This is a genomic window from Hymenobacter sediminicola, assembly GCF_014250515.1.
Lineage (GTDB): Bacteria > Bacteroidota > Bacteroidia > Cytophagales > Hymenobacteraceae > Hymenobacter > Hymenobacter sediminicola.
Genome location: NZ_CP060202.1, coordinates 2316723 through 2336883 on the forward strand (window position 1 = coordinate 2316723; position 20161 = coordinate 2336883).

The window sequence follows — 20161 nt, forward strand, 5'->3', positions numbered from 1 at the left end:
GAGCTACCTGCCGGCCCTGTCGCCACAATTTTTTATAGTCAGTTGCCAAACCGGAAAGAAACGTCTGTTGTAGTTCCGTATCCGCATGGATAGGATGCCGGCAAAAGTAGTGCTTTCAGGGCCAAAAACTGCTCTTTCCTGCATTCCCCCGTAAGCTGCACTCTGCTTGCTCCTATTGCTTTTTGCCCGTAATTATACGGCGTAGGCTTTGTTGAAAACACGTTATAAACCTGCACTTTTGAGTATATGCGCACACTCGCTCTGTTTCCGCTGAACCTTGTCGTATTTCCCGGCGAAAAGCTCAATCTGCACATCTTTGAGCCTCGCTACCGCCAGCTTGTGCACGACTGCCTGAGTGAGGGTATTACGTTTGGTATCCCGCCCTACCGCAACGAAGCCGTGAGTTCTTTGGGCACCGAAGTGCAATTGATTGGCGTGGAGAAAACCTACGACAGCGGTGAGTTGGACATCCGTACCCGTGCGGTGGGCGTGTTCCGGATTGAGGAGTTTTACAGGCAGGCGCCTGGCAAACTCTACGCCGGAGGACTGGTAGAGGATCTGCACGACAACAACACGCAGGATGCCTTGCTGCAGGCACGCATCACTTCGTACATGGAGCAGTTGTACGACGTGCTCGGCTTGCGCAGGCTCATGCAGGAGCTCCCGCCCGATTACCGCATTTATGACATTGCGCACCATTTGGGGCTCAATACCGAACAGGAATACCAGCTATTGGAAGCCGAAACGGAAGCGGAGCGGCAGGAACTGGTGGTGGAGCATCTGGAACACATTCTGCCGGTTCTGCTGGAAACTGAGCGGCTGAAAGAGCGGGTGCGTCTCAATGGCCATTTCAAAAACCTGACTCCGCCTAACTTCTGATTCCGTATCAGGGTTACTACTGTATCAACTCATTAGCTGACCTTCTTTTGAAGCAACCCCTGAGGTTGGGCCAGCTACAGCCTGCACGGTGCAAAACGGTGCAGGGCGGTTTGCCCGTATAGCAGGCTGCACCTCTCCTTCTACCGCCGTGGCCACGCTCCTTTCCTTACTTCCATACGTATTGGCAATCCCGGCGGCATTGCTTTCCGGATGGCTGCTGCTGCGCTACCTTCAGGAGAGGGAATACCGCCGCCGGCCCTATGTAGCGCCCACCCGCAACGACTGGCTATTGCACCAGCCGGACCCTGCGGCCACACTCCTGCACCGCGTTGCCCTGCTCGGTGACCCAGGTGCTGTGGCCACTGATGGTACGGACGCTATTCTGAAACTGCTGGCAAACTGGCAACAGGAAACGCAGGCTGAGGGTACCATCATCCTGCTCGGCGACAATGTATACCCAACCGGTTTACCCGCCCCAGAACACACTGGCCATGCCGCAGCAGAAAAGCGCCTTAATACTTTGCTCGCGGCACTGGGGGCCTTTTCTGGCCGGGTGATATTGCTCAGTGGCAACCACGACTGGAACAAAGGCCGCCCTGATGGCTACGAGTACCTGCTGCGCCAGGAGGCGTATGTAGCAGAACACCTGCCCACCGCCTTCTATCTGCCACCCGGCGGCACACCCGGACCTGTATCCGTGCAGTTGGCAGAAGGCCTGCTGTTGATTGTACTGAACACGCAATGGTGGGTACAGCAGGGCGCCCGACCTGCTCATGACCCCAAGGAGCCGTTCCGAAAACTGCGGAAACTGCTGAACGAGAACCGCCATCAGCGAATAGTGGTAGTTGGGCACCACCCGCTGTACTCCAATGCCTTACATGGCGGAAAGTTTACGGCCAAACAACACGTATTTCCGCTGACAACTGTATATAAAAGGGCTTACGTACCGCTGCCTTTTGTAGGCTCGTTGCTGCCGCTTTACCGTAAGCTGGTAGGCGCTGCTGAAGATATGGCTCACCCGCGCTACCGCAAGATGCGCCGTCGGTTGCTACGGGTATTGCACGAGTATCCTAACCTTATCTATGCCGCTGGCCACGACCACAATCTGCAGTATTTCGAGCGTAGTGGCAGCCATTTTTTGGTAAGCGGCGCCGGCAGCAAAACCGCCTTCGTACAAAAAGGCGGTCAGGCCACCTTTGTGCATGAGCACACCGGGTTTTTCAGTCTCGATTTCTATACCAACGGCGAAACCTGGTTGCGCACTCTCGAACCTGATGCTGACGGGCAACCGCTTGCCGAAGTGTTCCGGCAGCGCCTGCACCCTGGCCCCGTAGTGGCCGCCCCTATCATTACAGCTAACGTGTTGCAGGTTTCGGCTGACGTCAGGTAGCTTGTTACTGTGCAATAGGTACTAGCACGCGCAGGCTCCTTGGTTTGATTTCCACCTCGACCGGAACCGGCAGATGCCTGGGCTCACCGTCAATCTGTATTAGAGCCTCGGTTTGGCCGGGTACTGTGATGCGGGCCTGGCTGCACCGTAGCCGGTGCGTGTAGAAGGAGGCATCGAAGTCAGAAGTGTAGAGGCGGTAGAGAATGCCGGGAGCCGCCGCACCGGGAAAAGGCTCAATCAAGCAGATTTCAAACTCACCATCATCTATGCGGCTGTCGGGATTGATGATGACGTTACTCCCGAACGTATTAGCATTGGCAATAGTGAGCATGAATGCCGGCCCCTGCCAGCTTTCCCGGTCAGTTTCAATGGAATATGTGGCGGGTTCGTAGCCCAGGTATTCCTGAGTGGCAATACGCACGTAGGCTCCCGGCCCGCGCGTATCACCCTTATCAAAACGCTCCACCACCAGCGCATTGAACCCTAGATCGGCCAAGTGTGCGGCAAAGTGCCCTCCTACCTGCAGCGTGTCCATCGTGCGCAATTCATGCTCCCAGATCAGACGCAGCGCTCCTGGCAGTTCCTGTGGGATGCCTAGGTCTTTGGAAAGCCCGTTTCCGGAACCGAGAGGCAAAATACCCAGTGGCACCCCTGTATCCAGCAGGGCTTCTCCTACCAAGCTCACTGTACCATCGCCTCCGGCGGCAAAAACAGCATCATAGGCATGCTGTTGCAGGCGTTCTTGCAAATGGCGCAGATCCTGGTGGCCGGTAGTATGGTGAAACGCTGCCGTGCGGCCTCGTTCCGTGCAATACGACACAATGGAGCCTTCCAGATCTGCTTTATTGATGTCACCGGAAACCGGGTTCAGTACAAACAGCAGGCGGAGTAGCGGTGCTGGTTCGGAAGCAGCCATAAGGCGTAAATATGGTAAGGTTGACAAGGTAAAGCTTCTGCAAACGAAAGAGACCCACTGATAGGTGGGCCTCTTCTGATAATTCGGCTTTATAAAAACGCTAGGGCTTCAGGCCAGCTGGTACACCCTGCGGATACTCTGCCGAAATAGCGCGCTCCAACTCCCCAATACGGTTTCCGGGGTTGGGGTGGGTACTGAGAAACTCCGGCTGGCGGCTGCCACCTGCGCTTTGCTCCAGCACCTGCATCACCTGTATCATGGCGCGTGGGTCGTAGCCAGCGGCGGCGGTGTACTGCACGGCTAGTCTGTCCGACTCCAGTTCATCCTCGCGGCCAAAGCGCAGAGTCATCAGCTTGCCCACCATAGCGGCAGCAGCAGAGCCCACTGCAGTACCGGGCCGGTCAGGGTCATACATACCAATGGCAGCAGCACCACTCAGGCCCTGCGTAAGCTGCGACTTAGCAATCTGCTCGGCCGAGTGGCGGCCCACTACGTGCCCTACTTCATGCGCCAGCACGCCGGCTACCTGCCCTTCCGTCTTCATGTTTTTCAACAGGCCGGCCGTAATAAATACTTGCCCACCGGGCAGCGCGAAGGCATTGATTGTGTTTTCATCGGCCAGCAGATGAAACTGAAATTTATAAGGACTCTGGCCAGCTTTGGTGCTGCGGATTATCTGCTGCCCAATTTGCTCAACCCGGGCACCAGCCTGGCGGTCGGGGTGCAGACCGCCGTATTGCTGGGCCATTTCGGGGGCGGCCTGTAAACCCAGGGCTATTTCCTGTTCGGCAGTCATATCTACGTGCTGCACTTCGCCCGTCACTTCATTTACGGAGCGTTTACAGTAGTAGGTAACCAGCGTGATGCCGGCCATCAATAGGGCAATTATGTAGCGAAGATTTCCTCTCATGATTGGGTTGGTGGAAAAGGGAGCGGGAGATGAAAACACCACTGACGTGGCTTCAGGGCTTGTAACGATGTCGGCGCAACAGGGTTGCCACCGGTTCAGGTACCCAAATTCCTTCCTTCCCCGTATCAGTCCTCAACCCGCTCTTTCAGCGTTGCTCTCCCTTTCAACCACCTTACACCCTCTTCCTCATGAATCAGAAACGCACTTTTGGCGCCATCCTCACCATCCTTGGTATTGTCGGAATCATCTACGGAGCCTTAGGCTTTATGCAGGTAGGCGGCGTTGCCTTAGGTAAGATCAACTCGCTCGTACCATTTGCAGTAGGACTCATTTTCTTTTTCGCGGGCATTAATCTGGTCAAAGCCACCGGCGACCGAGCCTAACGCAGCTACTTGACGCAACAAAAAGGCCTCCTGATTTACTATCAGGAGGCCTTTTTGTTAAGACGTTACACCCAGGAAAGTGGTACTGCTAGCTCCCCTGCAGCCCGCGCAATTGCGCAAAAGCGTTGATGGCCGGGTCTAGTTTCAGCCATGACGACGAGAAGTTCACGCTGCTAGGCCCATGGGCATAGATTACCGTTCCGTTCTGAATAGTACGAATAACCTGTGGAGCCTGCTGCACTGGCAGTGCCGGGCAGCCCTGGCTACGCCCTAGTCGCCCGTGCTGGCGCACAAAATTCTCACTCACATAATCAGCACCATGCACTACCACGGCGCGGGTAGCGGCGTTGGTATTGTAGCGAGCATCCTGCCCATGCAGCTTCAGCGAAAGGCCATGCTTGCCCTGGTATGGCTGGCCCGTCACGTAGAATCCCAGGCTACTCATTTCAGAGCCCTCCACGTTCGAAAACGTCTGGGCCACGTCGTTACCGGTGTTTTTGCCATGCGCTACCAGCGTATGAAACAGCACTTTCTGGCGCCGCAGGTCAATCACCCACATCCGCTTCTGGCTGCTGGGGCGGGCATAGTCGATGATGGTGAGCACCTGCCGGCCGGCCACCGCCGCTCCTTTTTTGGTAAGCGTATAATACCCCATCAGAGCCTCTCGGTACACCGTAGGCGACATACCATACGACGTCAGATGAGCCCCGGCATAACTCGTTAACACGTACTGATCGAAAGCGGCTAGTTGCTGAGCCCGTACTATGCTGGCCGGAGCCACGGCAGCCGGAGCAGTAGCACGTGAACCGGCCACAGGAAATGAGGAAAAAAAACCAGTAGCTACAAGCAGGGTGGCAAGGGCAGTCGGTGCAAATGTCATCGGCTGAGTAAGCGAAGCAGGTGGAAAATGACGGTGGGGTGGCCCAAGCATAACGCCCGGAATACAAAAATAGTATTTTAGCGCAACCAATTCTATTTGGCCCAACCGCTTCTCACAGATAGTGAGTTCCCTCACCCACAATTATGTCCTTTCGCTGGTCTTATTTGCTACTGCCTGCCACCCTGTTTTTTGGCTCGTGCAGCAGCTCCCCGCCAGAGCTCCCCGGCTTTGATGCCTCTATCTGGCGGAGCGACTCATACGGGTGCAAAGACGTACGCCGTACTCAGCTTAAAGCGTTGCTGCAAGGCAAAGAGCAGCTTTACGGCTCCCGTACTGCTACCATTGAACTGCTACTGGGCCGCCCTGATGATGAAGAACTAGCAGAGCAAACAGAAAAAATATACAACTACTACCTTGAGCCGGGCCCCCAATGCCTGCCTCCTCACCAACGTTCCGGAGCAAATAAGCTTAGCCTCCGCTTCGGCCCACTTGGTACAGTCACAGAAATTCTGACTGCTGCTCCACCCGCAAATTAATATCACTTAACCTATATTAAGCAGGCTAATTAACTTACTACTTAAATAAGCTAAATAGCCTGCAACAAAAGAAAGGGCACTCCTCATCTGGGAGTGCCCTTTCTTTTGTTGCAGGTTGAGTCGCGGTGGCTTAGCCGATGCCACCTTCCAAAGGATCTGTTTTGGTAGGGGTGTCACGCTGCTGCTCTGCATGGAACAGGCTGAGTTGTGAAGGAGTCAGGATCCGGCTGCACTCGGCCTCGTACTGGGCGTCCAGTTCGTTAAGCTTTACATGCTGCTCAGCCAGGTTATCCTTGTATTGCCATGTAATTTCCTCCAGGCGAGCCAACTTAATCTGATTGGCTGTACGCAGACGGATATACTGTGCTTCGTTGAGGCGAAGCGAATTGCACATCTGGCGGGTGAGTTCCTCCACGCGGGACGGGGCGGGGTCACCGGTGCCGGGAAGTTCGGCATGGCGGTCCTGCTTCTGCGCTACGGCAGTGCCTGCAAGGCCAACCAACAACAACAGAGTAAAGACTGCGGATTTCATATACGGTGGTTAAAAGAATGAACGGTTGAAAAACAAACGGTCAGAAACGTGAGAAGAGTGTAGGAGTAGGATTGATATCCTAATCAATTTTCCTTTCACTGTATTTAATACAAATATATGTTGCTAAAGTAACAACAACAATTTTTCAGTGTATTTTTTTATTTCTGATTCTGAGACAACCCTTCCCGCATCTGGAAAGTGCCCAACGAACAATAAAAAATGGCCGCTCTTACTGAGAAACGGCCATTCTTCAAAAAATCGGAACCACGCAAAGCAGGCCTCACCTACTCTACTCCCTCAATCGGCTTATGGTCGGGGCTTTTGAAATACTGCATGGCAATCAGGGAAATAATGACGCCTGCCATAGCGCCCTGCAGTAGTATGGCCAGAAAAGCAATGGTTACTGAAAGCTCAAAGCCGAAGAAGTCCTGAGCATGAATCTGGTCCATTACATCAGGGCGTAGCAGGGAGAAAATGATAAAGAAGAAGCCAAACGCCAATGACGACACAATAGCCGTTACGATGCCCGTGCCAAAGCCCTGCAGGTAGGGCATCCGGTCGTTGCGGGACTGCTTAAAATGATGGATAGACAGGCAGATACCTACTATCATAATGGCAAAGTTCAGGAAGCTGAACTCGATTCGGTCGGCGAGGCCTAGCAGAGCAGCTACTATAAAGTAGACAACCATACCAAGTGCCGTAAGCAGACCGTAGCGGACCCCATTGCCTTCGAGGGAAATGCGAGCATCATTCATAAAAAGGAACCGGTTAAAGGTGGAAGGGAAACCAAAACGGCGGAACCCTGGCGTGTGCTACACTGTTGCTCAGAGCCTTGGCCCTTCAAGCCGCTTTCCATTCTTATACCGGAATACCACCGTTGTGTTGTAGAATCACTCGTTTTTTTTGCGTTCGGGCACGCGGGGCATTTTGCGTATTTTTGCGGGCCCGCTCCGGCCAGGGCTCTGTATTTCGAATTTTTCGCCTTTTCCCCCTATATGATTAGCACCTCCAACGTCAGCCTGCGCTACGGTAAGCGCGTGTTGTTTGAAGACGTTACCATCAAATTCATGCCCGGCAACGTGTATGGCCTCATCGGGGCCAACGGCGCCGGCAAGTCAACCTTCCTCAAGATTCTGGCCGGCGACATTGAGGCCAACACTGGCTCTGTGATGATGCCGGCCGGCTCGCGCCTGTCGGTACTGCGCCAGGACCAGTTTGCATACGACCACTTTCCGGTGCTACAGACCGTCATTATGGGCCACACGCGCCTGTGGAAGGTGATGGAGGAGAAGGATGCGTTGTATGCCAAACCCGATTTTTCGGATGCTGATGGTGAGCGGGCAGCCCAGCTCGAAGGCGAGTTTGCAGACCTGGAAGGCTGGAACGCCGAATACGAAGCCGCTGAGCTACTCTCTGGCCTTGGCATCGGTGAAGACAAGCACCAGACCATGATGGGTGACCTGGGTGGCTCCGACAAAGTGCGCGTGCTGCTGGCGCAGGCCCTGTTCGGCAACCCCGATGTGCTGCTGCTCGACGAACCAACCAACGGCCTCGACGCCGAAACCGTACTCTGGCTGGAGAACTTCCTCGACTCGTTCCAGAACACGGTGATTGTGGTGAGCCACGACCGTCACTTCCTGGATGCTGTGTGTAACTACATGGCCGACCTCGACTTCTCGAAGATTACGATGTACCCCGGCAACTACTCGTTCTGGTACGAAAGCAGCCAGCTGGCCCTGCGCCAGCGCCAGGACGTGAACAAGAAGACCGAAGACAAGCGCAAGGAACTGGAGGAATTTGTGCGCCGCTTTTCGGCCAACGCCTCCAAGTCCAAGCAGGCTACTTCGCGCCAGAAGCTGCTCCAGAAACTCACGCTGGAAGAAATCAAGCCTTCGTCGCGCAAGTACCCCTACATTGCGTTCAAGCCGGAGCGCGAAGCTGGCAACCAGCTGCTGACCGTGGAAGACCTGAGCAAGTCCGTAGACGGGCAAGTGGTATTCCGCAACGTGAGCTTCGCGCTTGACAAGAAGGACAAAGTGGCCATTATCAGCCGCGACGACCGTGCACCTTCCCTCCTATTCGATATCCTATTCGAGCAAACCCGGCCCGATACCGGCTCCTTCAAATGGGGCACGACAATCACGCCGAGCTACTTCCCTAAAGAAAACTCTGAGTTCTTCGATACCGACCTCAACCTGGTGGACTGGCTGCGCCAGTACAGCACCGAAAAGGACGAGTCGTTTATTCGTGGTTTCCTGGGCCGTATGCTGTTTTCGGGCGAAGAGTCGCAGAAGAAAAGCAACGTGCTGAGCGGTGGCGAGAAAGTGCGCTGTATGCTCTCGAAAATGATGATGGAATCGGGAAATGTGCTGGTAATGGACGACCCAACCAACCATTTGGACCTAGAAAGCATCACGGCTCTGAACAATAGCCTGCAGGAATTCCAGGGCACGCTGCTGTTTGTGTCGCACGACTTGCAGTTTATCGAAACCATTGCCAACCGTATCATTGAACTCACGCCCGACGGCATCATCGACCGGCGCATGAACTACGAGGAATACCTGGCCGATGAGCAAATCAAGGCGTTGCGGCAGCGCAAATATCAACTCGTCTCCTAACCGCGTTACCTTCCGGTATGAACGCTTCTTCCCGTTTCCTGTGTGTGGCCGCCCTTTCGCTGGGCGGACTGGCGCTGGCCCCGGTTGCGCACGCCCAGCGCACCGACAGCACCTCCACCGTAAAGCCACAGCTGAATACCGCCCCTCCCGGCACGGCGCCACGGCCAGCCACTCCGGCTTCCCGGCCCCAAAACCAGCCGGTGCCAGTGCCAGCCCCAGCGCCGGTTTACGAGCCTATGCCCGTACCGCAGCCGTCCACCGATAAGCCGTCGGGGCTCGATTTTCCGACCGGCAGCCGGGCCAGCGAGCAACCGAAGCCGTTACGCCGGTATTTCCTGTACTCGAACTTTGGGTTGGGCTACAGCAGCAACCCGTATGATGGCGGCCAGTTCAGCGCCAGCCTGAGCCCCTCTATTGGCTACCGGGTAACCGATAAACTGGCGCTCGGCCCTGGCATCAGCTATGCCTACAACAACATCTCGTTTCCGGATGTCTACCAAGCGGCGGGCCTGCCCAATAGCCTGGGTCTGCACAGCGTAGGCATCAAGGGGTTTTTGCAGTACATTCTATTCGACCAGTTCTTTCTGCACGCCGAATATGAAGTAACCAAAGCGGAGAGCTACAACATTTATCAGACTGGTCCTCAGCAGCTGATAGCCATCAAAACCAAACGCACGATGAACACCCCGTTGGCTGGCGCCGGCTACCGCTCCCAGCTTAGCGACCGGGCAGCGGCCGACATCGTGTTGCTCTACAATTTCAACAATGGGTATGATGCGCAAGGCTATCCGCTTTCCCCATACGGTCAGCCGGTTATCCGTTTCAGCTTCCTGTTCGATCTGAAATAGAACGGTAGTACTGTCGAAACCTAAAAAGGGCCATCCGGATATCCGGATGGCCCTTTTTGGGTTTTTCAGACTCATTTTTCAGCCCAGCCTTACACAGGCGGGCTGCGTAGCACTAGACTACGCGTCCGCCACGAATTACACGCAGCAGAATGGCGATAATGGCAATTACCAGCAGAATGTGGATCAGGTTGTTACCCTGCATGCCTGCGCCCAGTACGCCGAAGAAGCCCAAAGCCCAGATGAGGATGAGGATGACGGCAATGATGTACAGTAGATTTCCCATGGTGCTAGGATTGAGTTGGTGGTGGAGAGAGATGGAAAGTTTTCGGCTCTGACAGCAGCCAGACTGCTATTTGGAAGCCGAATTGCGGTTTTGTACGCGGGGAGTACCAAAAGGATATATTCGGAGGAAAAAATTTTGGCTTTTCGGTACCATTTGAGCGAAAAATGCGTCTCATCAGCCGTAAACCCACTTTTCAGGACCCTTAACTTTTTGCGGGTTTTGCTGTTCTAATGGGCTCGGCGGCATCGGAAACTCTCCTCTTCTGTTTCGGATCTGTTTTTCGAAGTAGCTTTGCCTACGCCCATAATTGGGGCCATTGTTCCACTTCTCCCACCCTTTCCTTCACTTTACCGCATGATCAACGTCGCCGTTATTGGCTCGGGCACCATGGGCAATGGTATTGCCCATGTATTCGCTCAGCACGGTTTCCCAGTTGCCCTTATTGATATCAGCCAGCCGGCGCTAGACAAGGCGCTCGGCACCATTGCCAAGAACCTGGACCGCCAGGTAGCTAAAGGTAGCATCACTGAAGAGGACAAAACCGCTACCATTGGCCGCATTCAGACCTATACCAGCGTGGCCGAAGGCGTGAACAATGTGCAGCTGGTAGTGGAAGCGGCTACCGAAAACGTAGACCTTAAACTGAATATATTCCGGGAACTGGACCTGCATGCACCGCAGGATGCTATTCTGGCCTCTAACACGTCGTCCATTTCCATTACCAAAATTGCGGCCGTTACGAAGCGCGCCGACAAGGTGATTGGCATGCACTTTATGAACCCGGTACCGGTGATGAAGCTGGTGGAAGTAATCCGGGGCTATGCTACTTCGGATGAGGTCACGGCGCGCATCATGGACCTGTCGCGGCAGCTGAGCAAAACGCCGACCGAGGTGAACGACTACCCCGGATTCGTGGCTAACCGCATTCTAATGCCGATGATCAACGAGGCTATCATCTCGCTGCACGAGGGCGTAGCAGGTGTAGAGGAGATTGATACGGTTATGAAGCTGGGTATGGCACATCCGATGGGGCCGCTGCAGCTTGCCGATTTTATTGGGCTGGATGTGTGCCTGGCTATCATGCGCGTATTGCACGATGGCCTGGGCAACCCCAAGTATGCTCCTTGCCCGCTGCTCGTGAACATGGTAATGGCCGGCCGCTTGGGCGTAAAATCCGGTGAAGGGTTCTACAGCTGGGGACACGGCACCAAAGATCTGGTGGTAGCAGAGCGGTTCCTGAAATAGGGTTACTGCCTTGCTCATAAAGCGGCGCTTCGTGCATTGCCGGTTCCGCGCTGCGGAGCGGCTGCACGAGGCGCCGTTCTGTATTGGTGGGCGCTGAGTACAGATCAAACTTTTTCGCCTTCGAAACCCTTATACGTAGTAGCTACAAGCTCCCGCTTCGCCCTTTTTTCAGGCTTGCTCGTTACTTGAGCAGTGCGGACATTCTAAACTTCAACTACGATTTTTAAACAAATGGAACAGGCAACTTTCGGTGCCGGCTGCTTCTGGTGCGTCGAGGCCGTATTTCAGGACCTTGAAGGGGTGGAAAAGGTCGTATCCGGCTACTCCAATGGCCGCATCGCCAACCCTACCTACCGCGAAGTGTGCAGCGGCCTCACGGGCCATGCGGAGGTCATTCAGTTGACTTACGACCCGGCCAAAATCAGCTTTGAAGAGCTGCTGGAGGTATTCTGGAAAACGCACGACCCCACTACGCTCAACCGCCAAGGCGCTGATACCGGCACCCAATACCGCTCGGGGGTGTACTACCACAACGAAGAGCAACACCGCTTAGCCGAGGCATATAAGCAGAAGCTGAACGAGGCGCACGCCTTTGAAAGCCCCATTGTGACGGAAATTGAGCCGCTTAAAAGCTTTTACCCGGCTGAAAACTACCACCAGAACTACTACAAGCAGAACGGCCGTGAGCCGTATTGCCAGTTTGTGGTGCGGCCTAAAGTAGATAAGGTACGCGCTGTGTTCGGTGAAAAGCTCAAGAAAGCCACTGCACAGTAAGTAATTAGCAGACTACCTAATAGAAAAAAGCCCTTCCTGAAAATCAGGAAGGGCTTTTTGTTTCTTCTGGCACTATCGGTTACGGGTTGCGGGAAATGGAAAACGGGCCGTTTTCCTGGCCGAGCAGATAAAACATGGCCACTTTATCGATGACGGAGCGAGTGGCGGAAATGGCGTTGTATTCCACGATGCTGCCGTTCTTCATCATAATGAAGCCCGTTTGCTCACCCGGGAAAGCACCGTCGGCGCCCACGGCTGGCACGGGAGTCAGGAACTTGTGCGGCGCTATTCGAATGGTGCTTTCATCTTCGGGCAGCACGAGCGTCGTGTCTTCCTGGCGAGGCTTGAAGCCGAACGTAGCCGAGTACGAATAGTGCGGATTATATACCCAGTCGCCATTGAAGATGTAGTATTCGTCCGTGTTGACGCGCAGAAACTCCCGTACCGAGCAGTTGATAGCCACGCGCGGATATTGCCGGTTCTGCAGGTTTTCCAGAATGGTTTTAGTCCGGGTTGGGTCGGGGTTATCCGAAAAGGGCATCATGAGCCGGGCGGTGGTGGCTATTTCGCAGCCCGCATATAGGTTCAGCAGCTGCTGGCGCCACTCGTTGATGTTGCCCAGTTGCCGGGCCTCGCCTACATTCAGCTCCGGCATATTGTAGGTGTAGGGGCCCGTCACGGCTACGCCGTTGTGCAGGCCGGCAAACCATTCTACCAGGAAGCAGGGCTGCACCGCCCCATCCACCCAGGGCAGATCCATGTTGAAGATGACTTTGGCCTGCACGTCATTGACGGGGCACTCCAGCTCGGCGGCAATGTAATTCCGGATTTCGTCGCGGGCTTCCGCTGCCGATACCGGACCAGATTTCGTGTTCATGGAAAAGGGAATTTTTACGCAGTCAAGATACGCTATACTGCCACGTTGTGCTCGCGCAATGCGTCGTTGAGGCTGGTTTTGAGGTCGGTGCTGGGCTTGCGCTGCCCAATAATGAGGGCGCAGGGCACGTGGTACTCGCCGGCGGGAAACTGCTTGGCGTAGGAACCCGGAATGACCACCGAGCGGGCGGGGACCGTGCCTTTGTACTCAATCGGCTGGCTACCTGTCACGTCGATGATTTTGGTGCTGCCCGTGATGGTAACGCCTGCCCCGATTACGGCTTCCTTACCCACGAAGCAACCTTCTACCAGAATACTGCGCGAGCCCACAAAAGCGCCGTCCTCGATAATAACTGGTGCGGCCTGCACCGGCTCCAGCACGCCCCCGATGCCAACGCCCCCACTCAGGTGCACGCCCGCACCAATCTGTGCGCAGGAACCAACCGTGGCCCAGGTATCAACCATTGTACCCTCGCCTACCCACGCTCCGATATTCACGTAGCTCGGCATCATGATAACGCCGGGGGCCAGATAGGCGCCGTAGCGGGCCACGGCCGGCGGCACTACCCGTACACCCTGCTGCTCGTAGTTGGTCTTGAGGCGCATTTTGTCGCGAAACTCAAACGGACCAACTTCAATGGTTTCCATCTGGCGGATGGGGAAATACAGGATGACAGCTTTCTTCACCCAGTCATTTACCAACCAGCCGCCCTCCCGGTCGGTGGCGGGCTGAGCCACGCGCAGGCGGCCTTTATCCAGCTCTTCGATTACGTGCTGAATGGCCTCCGTGGTAGTGGCTTGCTGCAGCAGGCTCCGGTCGTTCCAGGCTGCTTCGATGGTTTGTTGCAGGTCGGTCATTATTTCTTATTACTAGGAAGTGAAGCTCGTTATGCCTGCCGGCTGAAGTCGGAAATACATAAGAGGAAGCGCAAACTTACCATCTTCGCTGCCACAATGCCGCATCTGCCGCCCCCAACCGTCATTTTACTCGCCTCGGTGCTCAAACCGCTGAACGATACCCGCATGTTCGGGAAGTTTGGGCGCACCCTGGCTGGCCGGCCCAATACTATAGTGCACGTAGCGGGGCGCCAGGCACCACACCCGGCAGAGGCTCCCGCTACTCTGCAGACCCATGCGCTGCTGAACGGCACCCGCCTGAGTTGGGAGCGGCTGGGCGCGCAGGCTCGCTACTGGCGCTTGCTACGGCATCTGCAGCCCCAGCTGGTACTTGTGCATGCCCCCGAATTGCTGCCCCTTACGCTGCTGTGGCACCTCCTGAAACCCGGCCGGCGCTTTCTCTATGATGTGCGCGAGAACTATGCCCTCAATATCCGGACGCAGCAGGTGTACCCAGCCTGGCTACGCGGACTACTAGCCGGAACCGTACGGATTCTGGAAACGCTGGCTGCTCGTCGGGCTGCTAAAGTCCTATTGGCCGAACGCAGCTATGCCGATGAGCTGCCGTTTGCGCAGCCTGAGCACACGGTGGTGTTGGAAAACAAGTATCAGCCTTATTCCGGTGAGGCCTTGGCCACACAGCCACGCCAGCTGCCCACGCCCGGCCAGCCGCTACGGCTGCTATACTCAGGCACCATTTCGGAGCTGAATGGCGTGTTTGAGGCCGTGCGATTCACGCGAGAGTTGCAGCGCTACTGGCCGGCGGCACAGCTGACAATCATCGGTTTTTGCCAGCAGCCCGACGTGCTGGCCCGCTTGCAGACCTTACTAGCTAATGACACGAGTATCACGCTGATTGGAGGCAACACACTGGTTCCGCACGACCGGATTGTTGAGGAAATTCAGCGCAGCCACCTAGGCTTGTTACCCTACCGGGAGCACCCCAGCTCTTGGCGCTGCATTCCAACCAAGCTCTACGAATACCTGGCGCAGGGCCTTCCTATGCTGCTGCCCCCCAATCCGCTCTGGCTGCAAGTGGCCCAGCGCCATAGGGCCGGCTTGCCGGTGCCTTTCCCGGCAGTGCCAGAACCGTTGCCGGAGCAACTTACAAGCTACCAGTTCTACCCACAAGGCATCCCAACTGACGCCTTCTGGCAGTCGGAAGCTATAAAATTACAGGCCGTAGTAGATTCTATCCGGTAACTGCCGACCTTTGCCGGCCGTTAGAGAACCAGCAGCCTACTTTTTATTACTTTCGGCACGTTTTGCGCTGTTTCTCTGCCTGCCTAATTCCCTCCCCACATGTCCACTCTACGACAGTCTGAAATTGCCGGTGTCGGCCACTACGTACCCGCGCGGGTTGTCACCAACGCCGACCTCACCCAGCTTATGGATACCACCGATGAGTGGATTCAGGAACGCACCGGCATTCGGGAGCGGCGCTGGTTTGAGGAGGGCAAGGATACTACGGCCAACATGGCGGCTAACGCAGCCCGTAAGGCTCTGGAAATGGCCGACCTCACCCCCGACGACGTGCAGATGATTGTCTTCGCCACGTTGTCGCCTGATTATTTCTTTCCGGGCTCCGGCGTGCTGCTGCAGCGCGAGTTAGGCATCAAGGCGACGATTCCGGCTTTTGACGTGCGAAACCAGTGCTCGGGCTTCGTGTATGCGCTGTCGATGGCCGACCAGTTCGTGAAGACTGGCATGTATGATACTGTGTTGGTGGTAGGCTCCGAAATTCACTCGTCCGGCCTCGATATCAGTACCCGTGGCCGAAACGTTTCCGTCATTTTTGGAGATGGTGCGGGCGCCGTAATACTGCGCCCCAGCACGCGCGAAGGGCACGGCATCCTAAGCACGCACCTTCATTCGCAGGGCGAGCATGCCGAAGAACTCATTGTGAAGGAGCCCGGCTCGAACCGCAATAAGCGCGTGGAATACGTGGTAGCCAATGAGCTGGACATGTACCCCATTATGAACGGCCAGAACGTGTTCAAACACGCTGTTGTGCGTTTTCCGCAGGTTATCAAAGAAGCACTGGACCAAAACGGGTATCAGTCTCAGGACCTAGACATGCTGATTCCGCACCAAGCTAATCTGCGCATCACGCAGTATGTACAGCAGAAAATGGGCCTCAGCGACGACAAGGTATACAGCAACGTGCAGCGCTACGGCAATACCACCGCTGCCAGCGTGCCCATTGCACTGAGCGAGGCAGTACTGGAAGGCCGTATCAAGCGCGGCGACTTAGTCTGTCTGGCGGCCTTTGGCTCTGGTTTCACTTGGGCGTCAGCCCTAATCAAATGGTAGCCGCCTGGCAGAAGAAGAAAAGATAGAAGTGGCCGGCAGCAGTTGCCGGCCACTTTTTTGTGGGCAAAAACCTCCCACCTATTCGATTCCGTGTCCGTAGTTCAGAATTCATAATTTTGGGCTCCTAACCCTGCGAAATGCCCAGCTTCACCGAAGAGAATTATCTGAAAGCCGTCTATAAGCTTGCCGAGGCTGCTCCTGGCTCGGAGGTTAGTACCAACAGCATTGCCGAAGTGCTGCAGACACGCCCGGCATCGGTAACAGATATGCTGCGCCGCCTCAGCGAAAAAGGGCTGCTACACTACCAGCGCTACCGCGGTGTTTCGCTCACGCCCGAAGGCCGGCAACTGGCCCTGCTTACCATCCGCAAGCACCGGCTGTGGGAAGTGTTTCTGGTGCAGAAGCTGGGATTCAATTGGGACGAGGTGCACGACGTAGCCGAGCAGATGGAACATATAGACTCTCCGCTGCTGGTTCGGCGCCTAGACGAGTTCCTGGGTTTCCCGCGCCTCGACCCGCATGGCGACCCAATTCCTACCGAGGATGGTGCCATGCTTCGCCCCCGCCACCGACTGGTCGCCGACCTGAATCCTGGCGAACAGGGCCCGGTTGTGGCCGTCAAAAACACGTCCGTTACCTTTCTGCAGTACTTGGATAAGGCTGGCCTGAAGCTTGGTTCACACATTGAAGTAGTAGATAAGATTGAATTTGATAACTCGCTTGAAATCAGAATAAACAAAAACACTACTATAATGCTTTCGGCAGAAGCAAGTCGTAATCTTTTCGTAGCCGGCTAGCTATAACACGCCTGTAGTTTGCCTATTCTGTCAGGGTTGGTGCGGAAGAACAGTCTGCGAAGCAGGGTTCCGTACCTTTGTGCTTCAACTCTGCTTCCTGCCTGTGGCCCTCGCATTTCCGCCCGCACTGTCCGATACCATCATTGCGCTGTCTACGCCACCCGGCGCGGGCGCTATTGCCGTACTGCGCCTTTCCGGACCCGAAGCCATTTCTCTTACAGATGCCGCGTTTACCGGCAAACGACTGCGCGACCAAGCTGGTCACACGCTGCACTATGGCACCATCCGCGACGGTGACCGGATTCTGGATGAGGTGGTGGTGTCTTTGTTTCGGGGGCCGCATTCCTACACCCGCGAGGATGTAGTAGAAATCAGCTGCCACGGCTCCGACTATATCGTGCAGGAGTTGCTGCTGCTTTTCACGCGGCGTGGTGCACGGCTGGCAGAAGCCGGCGAATTTACCAAGCGGGCCTTCCTGCATGGCGCCTTCGATTTGGCCCAAGCTGAGGCCGTAGCCGACCTGATTGCCGCTGACTCGCAGCTTTCCCACCAAGTGGCCATGCAACAGATGCGAGGCGGCTTCTCGCGCGAGTTGAAGGATCTGCGGGGACGACTCGTACAGTTCGCGGCGCTGCTGGAACTGGAGCTGGACTTCGGGGAAGAGGATGTAGAGTTTGCTGACCGCACTGGCTTGGTCGTGTTGCTGCAGGAAGTGCAGGCGCTAGTGCGCCGCTTGCTCCGCTCGTTTGAGCTGGGTAACGTCATCAAAAACGGGGTGACTACCGTTATTGCCGGCCGCCCAAACGCGGGCAAAAGTACGCTGCTTAACGCCTTGCTCAACGAGGACCGCGCCATCGTATCTGCCATTGCCGGTACCACCCGCGACTTGATAGAAGATGAAGTCAGCCTGGACGGAATCCGCTTCCGGTTCGTGGACACAGCCGGCCTACGCGACACCACCGATGTAGTAGAATCCATCGGGGTAGAACGCACGATGAAGCGTGTACAGCAGGCAGCTTTGGTTGTCTATCTGTTTGATATTACGATTACTACCCCTACTCTTCTTGAAGAAGAAATTCAAGCACTGAAACTTCCGCCCCAAGTTCCGGTGCTGGCCGTTGGCAATAAGATGGATACTGCCTCTGATCAGGAAATTGACGCGTTCCGGGAACGGCCCGATACGGTTCTGATTGCCGCCAGCCGCGGTGATGGCCTCGATGAGCTACAGGAAGCATTGCTGCAGCGGGTACGCGGTGAAGGGCTCGACCGGCTTGGCAGCAGCACTGTTGTCACTAATCTGCGCCACGCTCGCAGCCTGGAAGCAGCTTCACTCTCCCTCAATGCCGTGCTGACGGGGCTGGCCACCGGGGCCGGTACCGAACTGCTGGCCGCTGACCTGCGCCATGCGCTGGGCGCGCTGGGTGAGATAACCGGAGAAATTTCCTCCGATGATTTGCTTACCAGCATCTTCACGCAATTCTGCATCGGCAAATAAGTTCTGTTGCAGCCTCTGAAGGCGAATTTTCGCTGACCTGAGAATTAATTGCGCATTAAATCGTGTTCTGAGTGCCGCGTATTTTGCCGTACTGCTTTTCTTTGTAGCTACATTCTTTCTCAAACAACCCAAGGGGGCGGTTTGTAGTAGCAGTACACAAACCAGCCACAGGCTTTCCGGCTTGCCGGTTATTCTTTAGCTTCGCCTCCGAACCACCCTCTAATTCTCTCATATGGCAGAGTCTGCTGAATTGATCCTCGACGGGAAGTCCTACTCCCTGCCCGTCATTGAAGGTACTGAACACGAAAAGGCATTCGACATCGGCAAACTGCGCGACCAGACGGGTTACGTAACGCTCGATTCGGGCTACAAAAACACCGGCGCTACCAAAAGCGCCATCACCTTCCTGGACGGCGAAGAAGGCATTCTGCGGTATCGGGGCTATCCTATTGAGCAGCTGGCCGAAAAATCCAGCTTTCTGGAGGTTGCTTACCTGCTGATTTATGGCGCGCTGCCCACCCAGGCAGAACTCGAAAACTTCAGCCATCAGATTACCAAGCACACGTTGGTGCACGAGGATGTACGCAAGATTTTCGACGGATTTCCGTCGGCGGCGCACCCTATGGCCATCCTGAGCAGCCTTATCTGTTCGCTCACAGCTTTCTACCCCGAAAGCGTGTCGCCGGACCTGAGCAAAGAGGAAATTGACCTGAATGTTATTCGCCTGATGGCCAAGATGCCGACCATTGCGGCTTGGACGTATAAGAATAACATGGGGCACCCGCTGAACTATCCGCGCAATGACCTCGACTTCTGCTCTAACTTCCTCTACATGATGTTCAGCTTCCCCACGGAGAAGTACAACATTGACTCCCGGATTGTTAGCGCACTGAACAAGCTCCTCATTCTGCACGCTGACCACGAGCAAAACTGCTCTACTTCTACTGTGCGTCTCGTTGGTTCAGCCAATGCTTCGCTCTACGGTTCCGTGTCGGCAGGTATCAATGCGCTGTGGGGTCCGTTGCACGGTGGTGCCAACCAGGAAGTGCTGGAAATGCTGCAGGCTATTCAGCAGGATGGCGGCGACACCAGCAAGTTCATTGCCAAAGCCAAAGACAAAAACGACTCGTTCCGCCTCATGGGCTTCGGTCACCGTGTCTACAAGAACTTCGATCCGCGCGCTAAAATCATCAAAAAAGCAGCCGACGATGTACTGGCAGCCCTAGGCATTGATGACCCGCTGCTGAAAATTGCACAGGAACTGGAGCAAGCAGCCCTCACGGATCAATATTTCATTGAGCGCAAGCTGTACCCCAACGTTGACTTCTACTCCGGCATCATCTACCGCGCTATCGGCATCCCAACAGAGATGTTCACGGTGATGTTTGCCTTGGGCCGCCTACCCGGTTGGATTGCTCAGTGGAAAGAAATGCGCGAGAACAAAGAGCCGATTGGCCGTCCGCGCCAGATCTACACCGGCGAACTGGAGCGTGACTACGTCAGCATCGAAAACCGCAACTAGTACCCGGCTATGCCGCCAAACAGAAAGGCCCGTTCTCACCTGAGAGCGGGCCTTTCTGTTTAAGGTA

20 protein-coding genes are annotated in these 20161 nt (G+C 55.5%); 12 read left to right on the top strand and 8 right to left on the bottom strand.

Features of this window, described 5'->3' with window-relative positions:
- The first annotated feature begins 246 nt into the window (after positions 1-246).
- Entirely contained in the window at positions 247-879 is a 633-nt protein-coding gene (locus H4317_RS09800) for an LON peptidase substrate-binding domain-containing protein (protein ID WP_185886303.1), read from the top strand.
- A 199-nt stretch (positions 880-1078) separates the two neighbouring features.
- Entirely contained in the window at positions 1079-2269 is a 1191-nt protein-coding gene (locus tag H4317_RS09805; protein WP_260625615.1) for a metallophosphoesterase, read from the top strand.
- Between the two features lie 4 nt (positions 2270-2273).
- Here the strand turns inward: H4317_RS09805 and H4317_RS09810 are convergent, their stop codons facing one another.
- Together H4317_RS09810 and H4317_RS09815 are read right to left on the bottom strand one after the other, a co-directional pair.
- Positions 2274-3185 carry a diacylglycerol/lipid kinase family protein gene (locus H4317_RS09810; RefSeq protein ID WP_185886305.1) on the bottom strand — a complete coding sequence of 304 codons (912 nt, stop codon included), beginning with the start codon at positions 3183-3185 and terminating at the stop codon, positions 2274-2276.
- A gap of 100 nt (positions 3186-3285) precedes the next feature.
- Positions 3286-4095 carry a M48 family metallopeptidase gene (locus H4317_RS09815; protein ID WP_185886306.1) on the bottom strand — a complete coding sequence of 270 codons (810 nt, stop codon included), beginning with the start codon at positions 4093-4095 and terminating at the stop codon, positions 3286-3288.
- Between the two features lie 188 nt (positions 4096-4283).
- On the opposite strand from H4317_RS09815, the gene H4317_RS09820 reads away from it, so the two are divergent.
- On the top strand, positions 4284-4478 hold the full coding sequence (locus tag H4317_RS09820; RefSeq protein ID WP_185886307.1) for a hypothetical protein: 195 nt from the start codon (positions 4284-4286) through the stop codon (positions 4476-4478).
- Between the two features lie 88 nt (positions 4479-4566).
- On the opposite strand, the gene H4317_RS09825 is transcribed toward H4317_RS09820, so the two are convergent.
- The 3 genes from H4317_RS09825 to H4317_RS09835 form a co-directional block, all read right to left on the bottom strand.
- A complete protein-coding gene (locus H4317_RS09825; protein WP_185886308.1) occupies positions 4567-5292 on the bottom strand; it encodes a murein L,D-transpeptidase catalytic domain family protein in 726 nt (241 codons plus the stop codon).
- 732 nt (positions 5293-6024) lie between these two features.
- Positions 6025-6426, bottom strand: a complete 402-nt coding sequence (locus H4317_RS09830; RefSeq protein ID WP_185886309.1) for a hypothetical protein — start codon at positions 6424-6426, stop codon at positions 6025-6027.
- A 284-nt stretch (positions 6427-6710) separates the two neighbouring features.
- The gene (locus H4317_RS09835) at positions 6711-7181 is read right to left on the bottom strand and encodes a DUF4199 domain-containing protein (RefSeq protein WP_185886310.1); all 471 of its coding nucleotides are present in this window, start codon (positions 7179-7181) and stop codon (positions 6711-6713) included.
- Between the two features lie 240 nt (positions 7182-7421).
- On the opposite strand from H4317_RS09835, the gene H4317_RS09840 reads away from it, so the two are divergent.
- Positions 7422-9044 carry an ABC-F family ATP-binding cassette domain-containing protein gene (locus tag H4317_RS09840; RefSeq protein WP_185886311.1) on the top strand — a complete coding sequence of 541 codons (1623 nt, stop codon included), beginning with the start codon at positions 7422-7424 and terminating at the stop codon, positions 9042-9044.
- A gap of 17 nt (positions 9045-9061) precedes the next feature.
- Positions 9062-9892 carry a hypothetical protein gene (locus H4317_RS09845; protein ID WP_185886312.1) on the top strand — a complete coding sequence of 277 codons (831 nt, stop codon included), beginning with the start codon at positions 9062-9064 and terminating at the stop codon, positions 9890-9892.
- Between the two features lie 112 nt (positions 9893-10004).
- Here the strand turns inward: H4317_RS09845 and H4317_RS09850 are convergent, their stop codons facing one another.
- Complete coding sequence (locus tag H4317_RS09850) at positions 10005-10175, bottom strand: lmo0937 family membrane protein (RefSeq protein WP_185886313.1); 171 nt, start codon at positions 10173-10175, stop codon at positions 10005-10007.
- 354 nt (positions 10176-10529) lie between these two features.
- On the opposite strand from H4317_RS09850, the gene H4317_RS09855 reads away from it, so the two are divergent.
- Both H4317_RS09855 and msrA read left to right on the top strand, forming a co-directional pair.
- Complete coding sequence (locus H4317_RS09855; RefSeq protein WP_185886314.1) at positions 10530-11420, top strand: 3-hydroxybutyryl-CoA dehydrogenase; 891 nt, start codon at positions 10530-10532, stop codon at positions 11418-11420.
- 231 nt (positions 11421-11651) lie between these two features.
- Entirely contained in the window at positions 11652-12194 is a 543-nt protein-coding gene (msrA, locus tag H4317_RS09860; protein WP_185886315.1) for a peptide-methionine (S)-S-oxide reductase MsrA, read from the top strand.
- Positions 12195-12273: 79 nt separating this feature from the next.
- Here the strand turns inward: msrA and H4317_RS09865 are convergent, their stop codons facing one another.
- Both H4317_RS09865 and H4317_RS09870 read right to left on the bottom strand, forming a co-directional pair.
- On the bottom strand, positions 12274-13071 hold the full coding sequence (locus H4317_RS09865; RefSeq protein ID WP_185886316.1) for a hypothetical protein: 798 nt from the start codon (positions 13069-13071) through the stop codon (positions 12274-12276).
- Between the two features lie 32 nt (positions 13072-13103).
- Positions 13104-13928 (bottom strand): 2,3,4,5-tetrahydropyridine-2,6-dicarboxylate N-succinyltransferase, encoded by an 825-nt coding sequence (locus H4317_RS09870; protein ID WP_185886317.1) that lies wholly within the window; start codon positions 13926-13928, stop codon positions 13104-13106.
- A gap of 96 nt (positions 13929-14024) precedes the next feature.
- On the opposite strand from H4317_RS09870, the gene H4317_RS09875 reads away from it, so the two are divergent.
- The 5 genes from H4317_RS09875 to H4317_RS09895 all read left to right on the top strand — a co-directional run bounded on the left by H4317_RS09875 (position 14025) and on the right by H4317_RS09895 (position 20094).
- Positions 14025-15170 (top strand): glycosyltransferase family protein, encoded by a 1146-nt coding sequence (locus H4317_RS09875; RefSeq protein ID WP_185886318.1) that lies wholly within the window; start codon positions 14025-14027, stop codon positions 15168-15170.
- A 99-nt stretch (positions 15171-15269) separates the two neighbouring features.
- Positions 15270-16280: a 3-oxoacyl-ACP synthase III family protein gene (locus H4317_RS09880; RefSeq protein ID WP_185886319.1), complete on the top strand. Its 1011-nt coding sequence runs from the start codon at positions 15270-15272 to the stop codon at positions 16278-16280.
- A 137-nt stretch (positions 16281-16417) separates the two neighbouring features.
- Positions 16418-17077 (top strand): metal-dependent transcriptional regulator, encoded by a 660-nt coding sequence (locus H4317_RS09885; RefSeq protein WP_185886320.1) that lies wholly within the window; start codon positions 16418-16420, stop codon positions 17075-17077.
- A gap of 103 nt (positions 17078-17180) precedes the next feature.
- Complete coding sequence (gene mnmE, locus H4317_RS09890) at positions 17181-18572, top strand: tRNA uridine-5-carboxymethylaminomethyl(34) synthesis GTPase MnmE (protein WP_185886321.1); 1392 nt, start codon at positions 17181-17183, stop codon at positions 18570-18572.
- A 232-nt stretch (positions 18573-18804) separates the two neighbouring features.
- On the top strand, positions 18805-20094 hold the full coding sequence (locus H4317_RS09895; RefSeq protein WP_185886322.1) for a citrate synthase: 1290 nt from the start codon (positions 18805-18807) through the stop codon (positions 20092-20094).
- Positions 20095-20161: the final 67 nt, after the last annotated feature.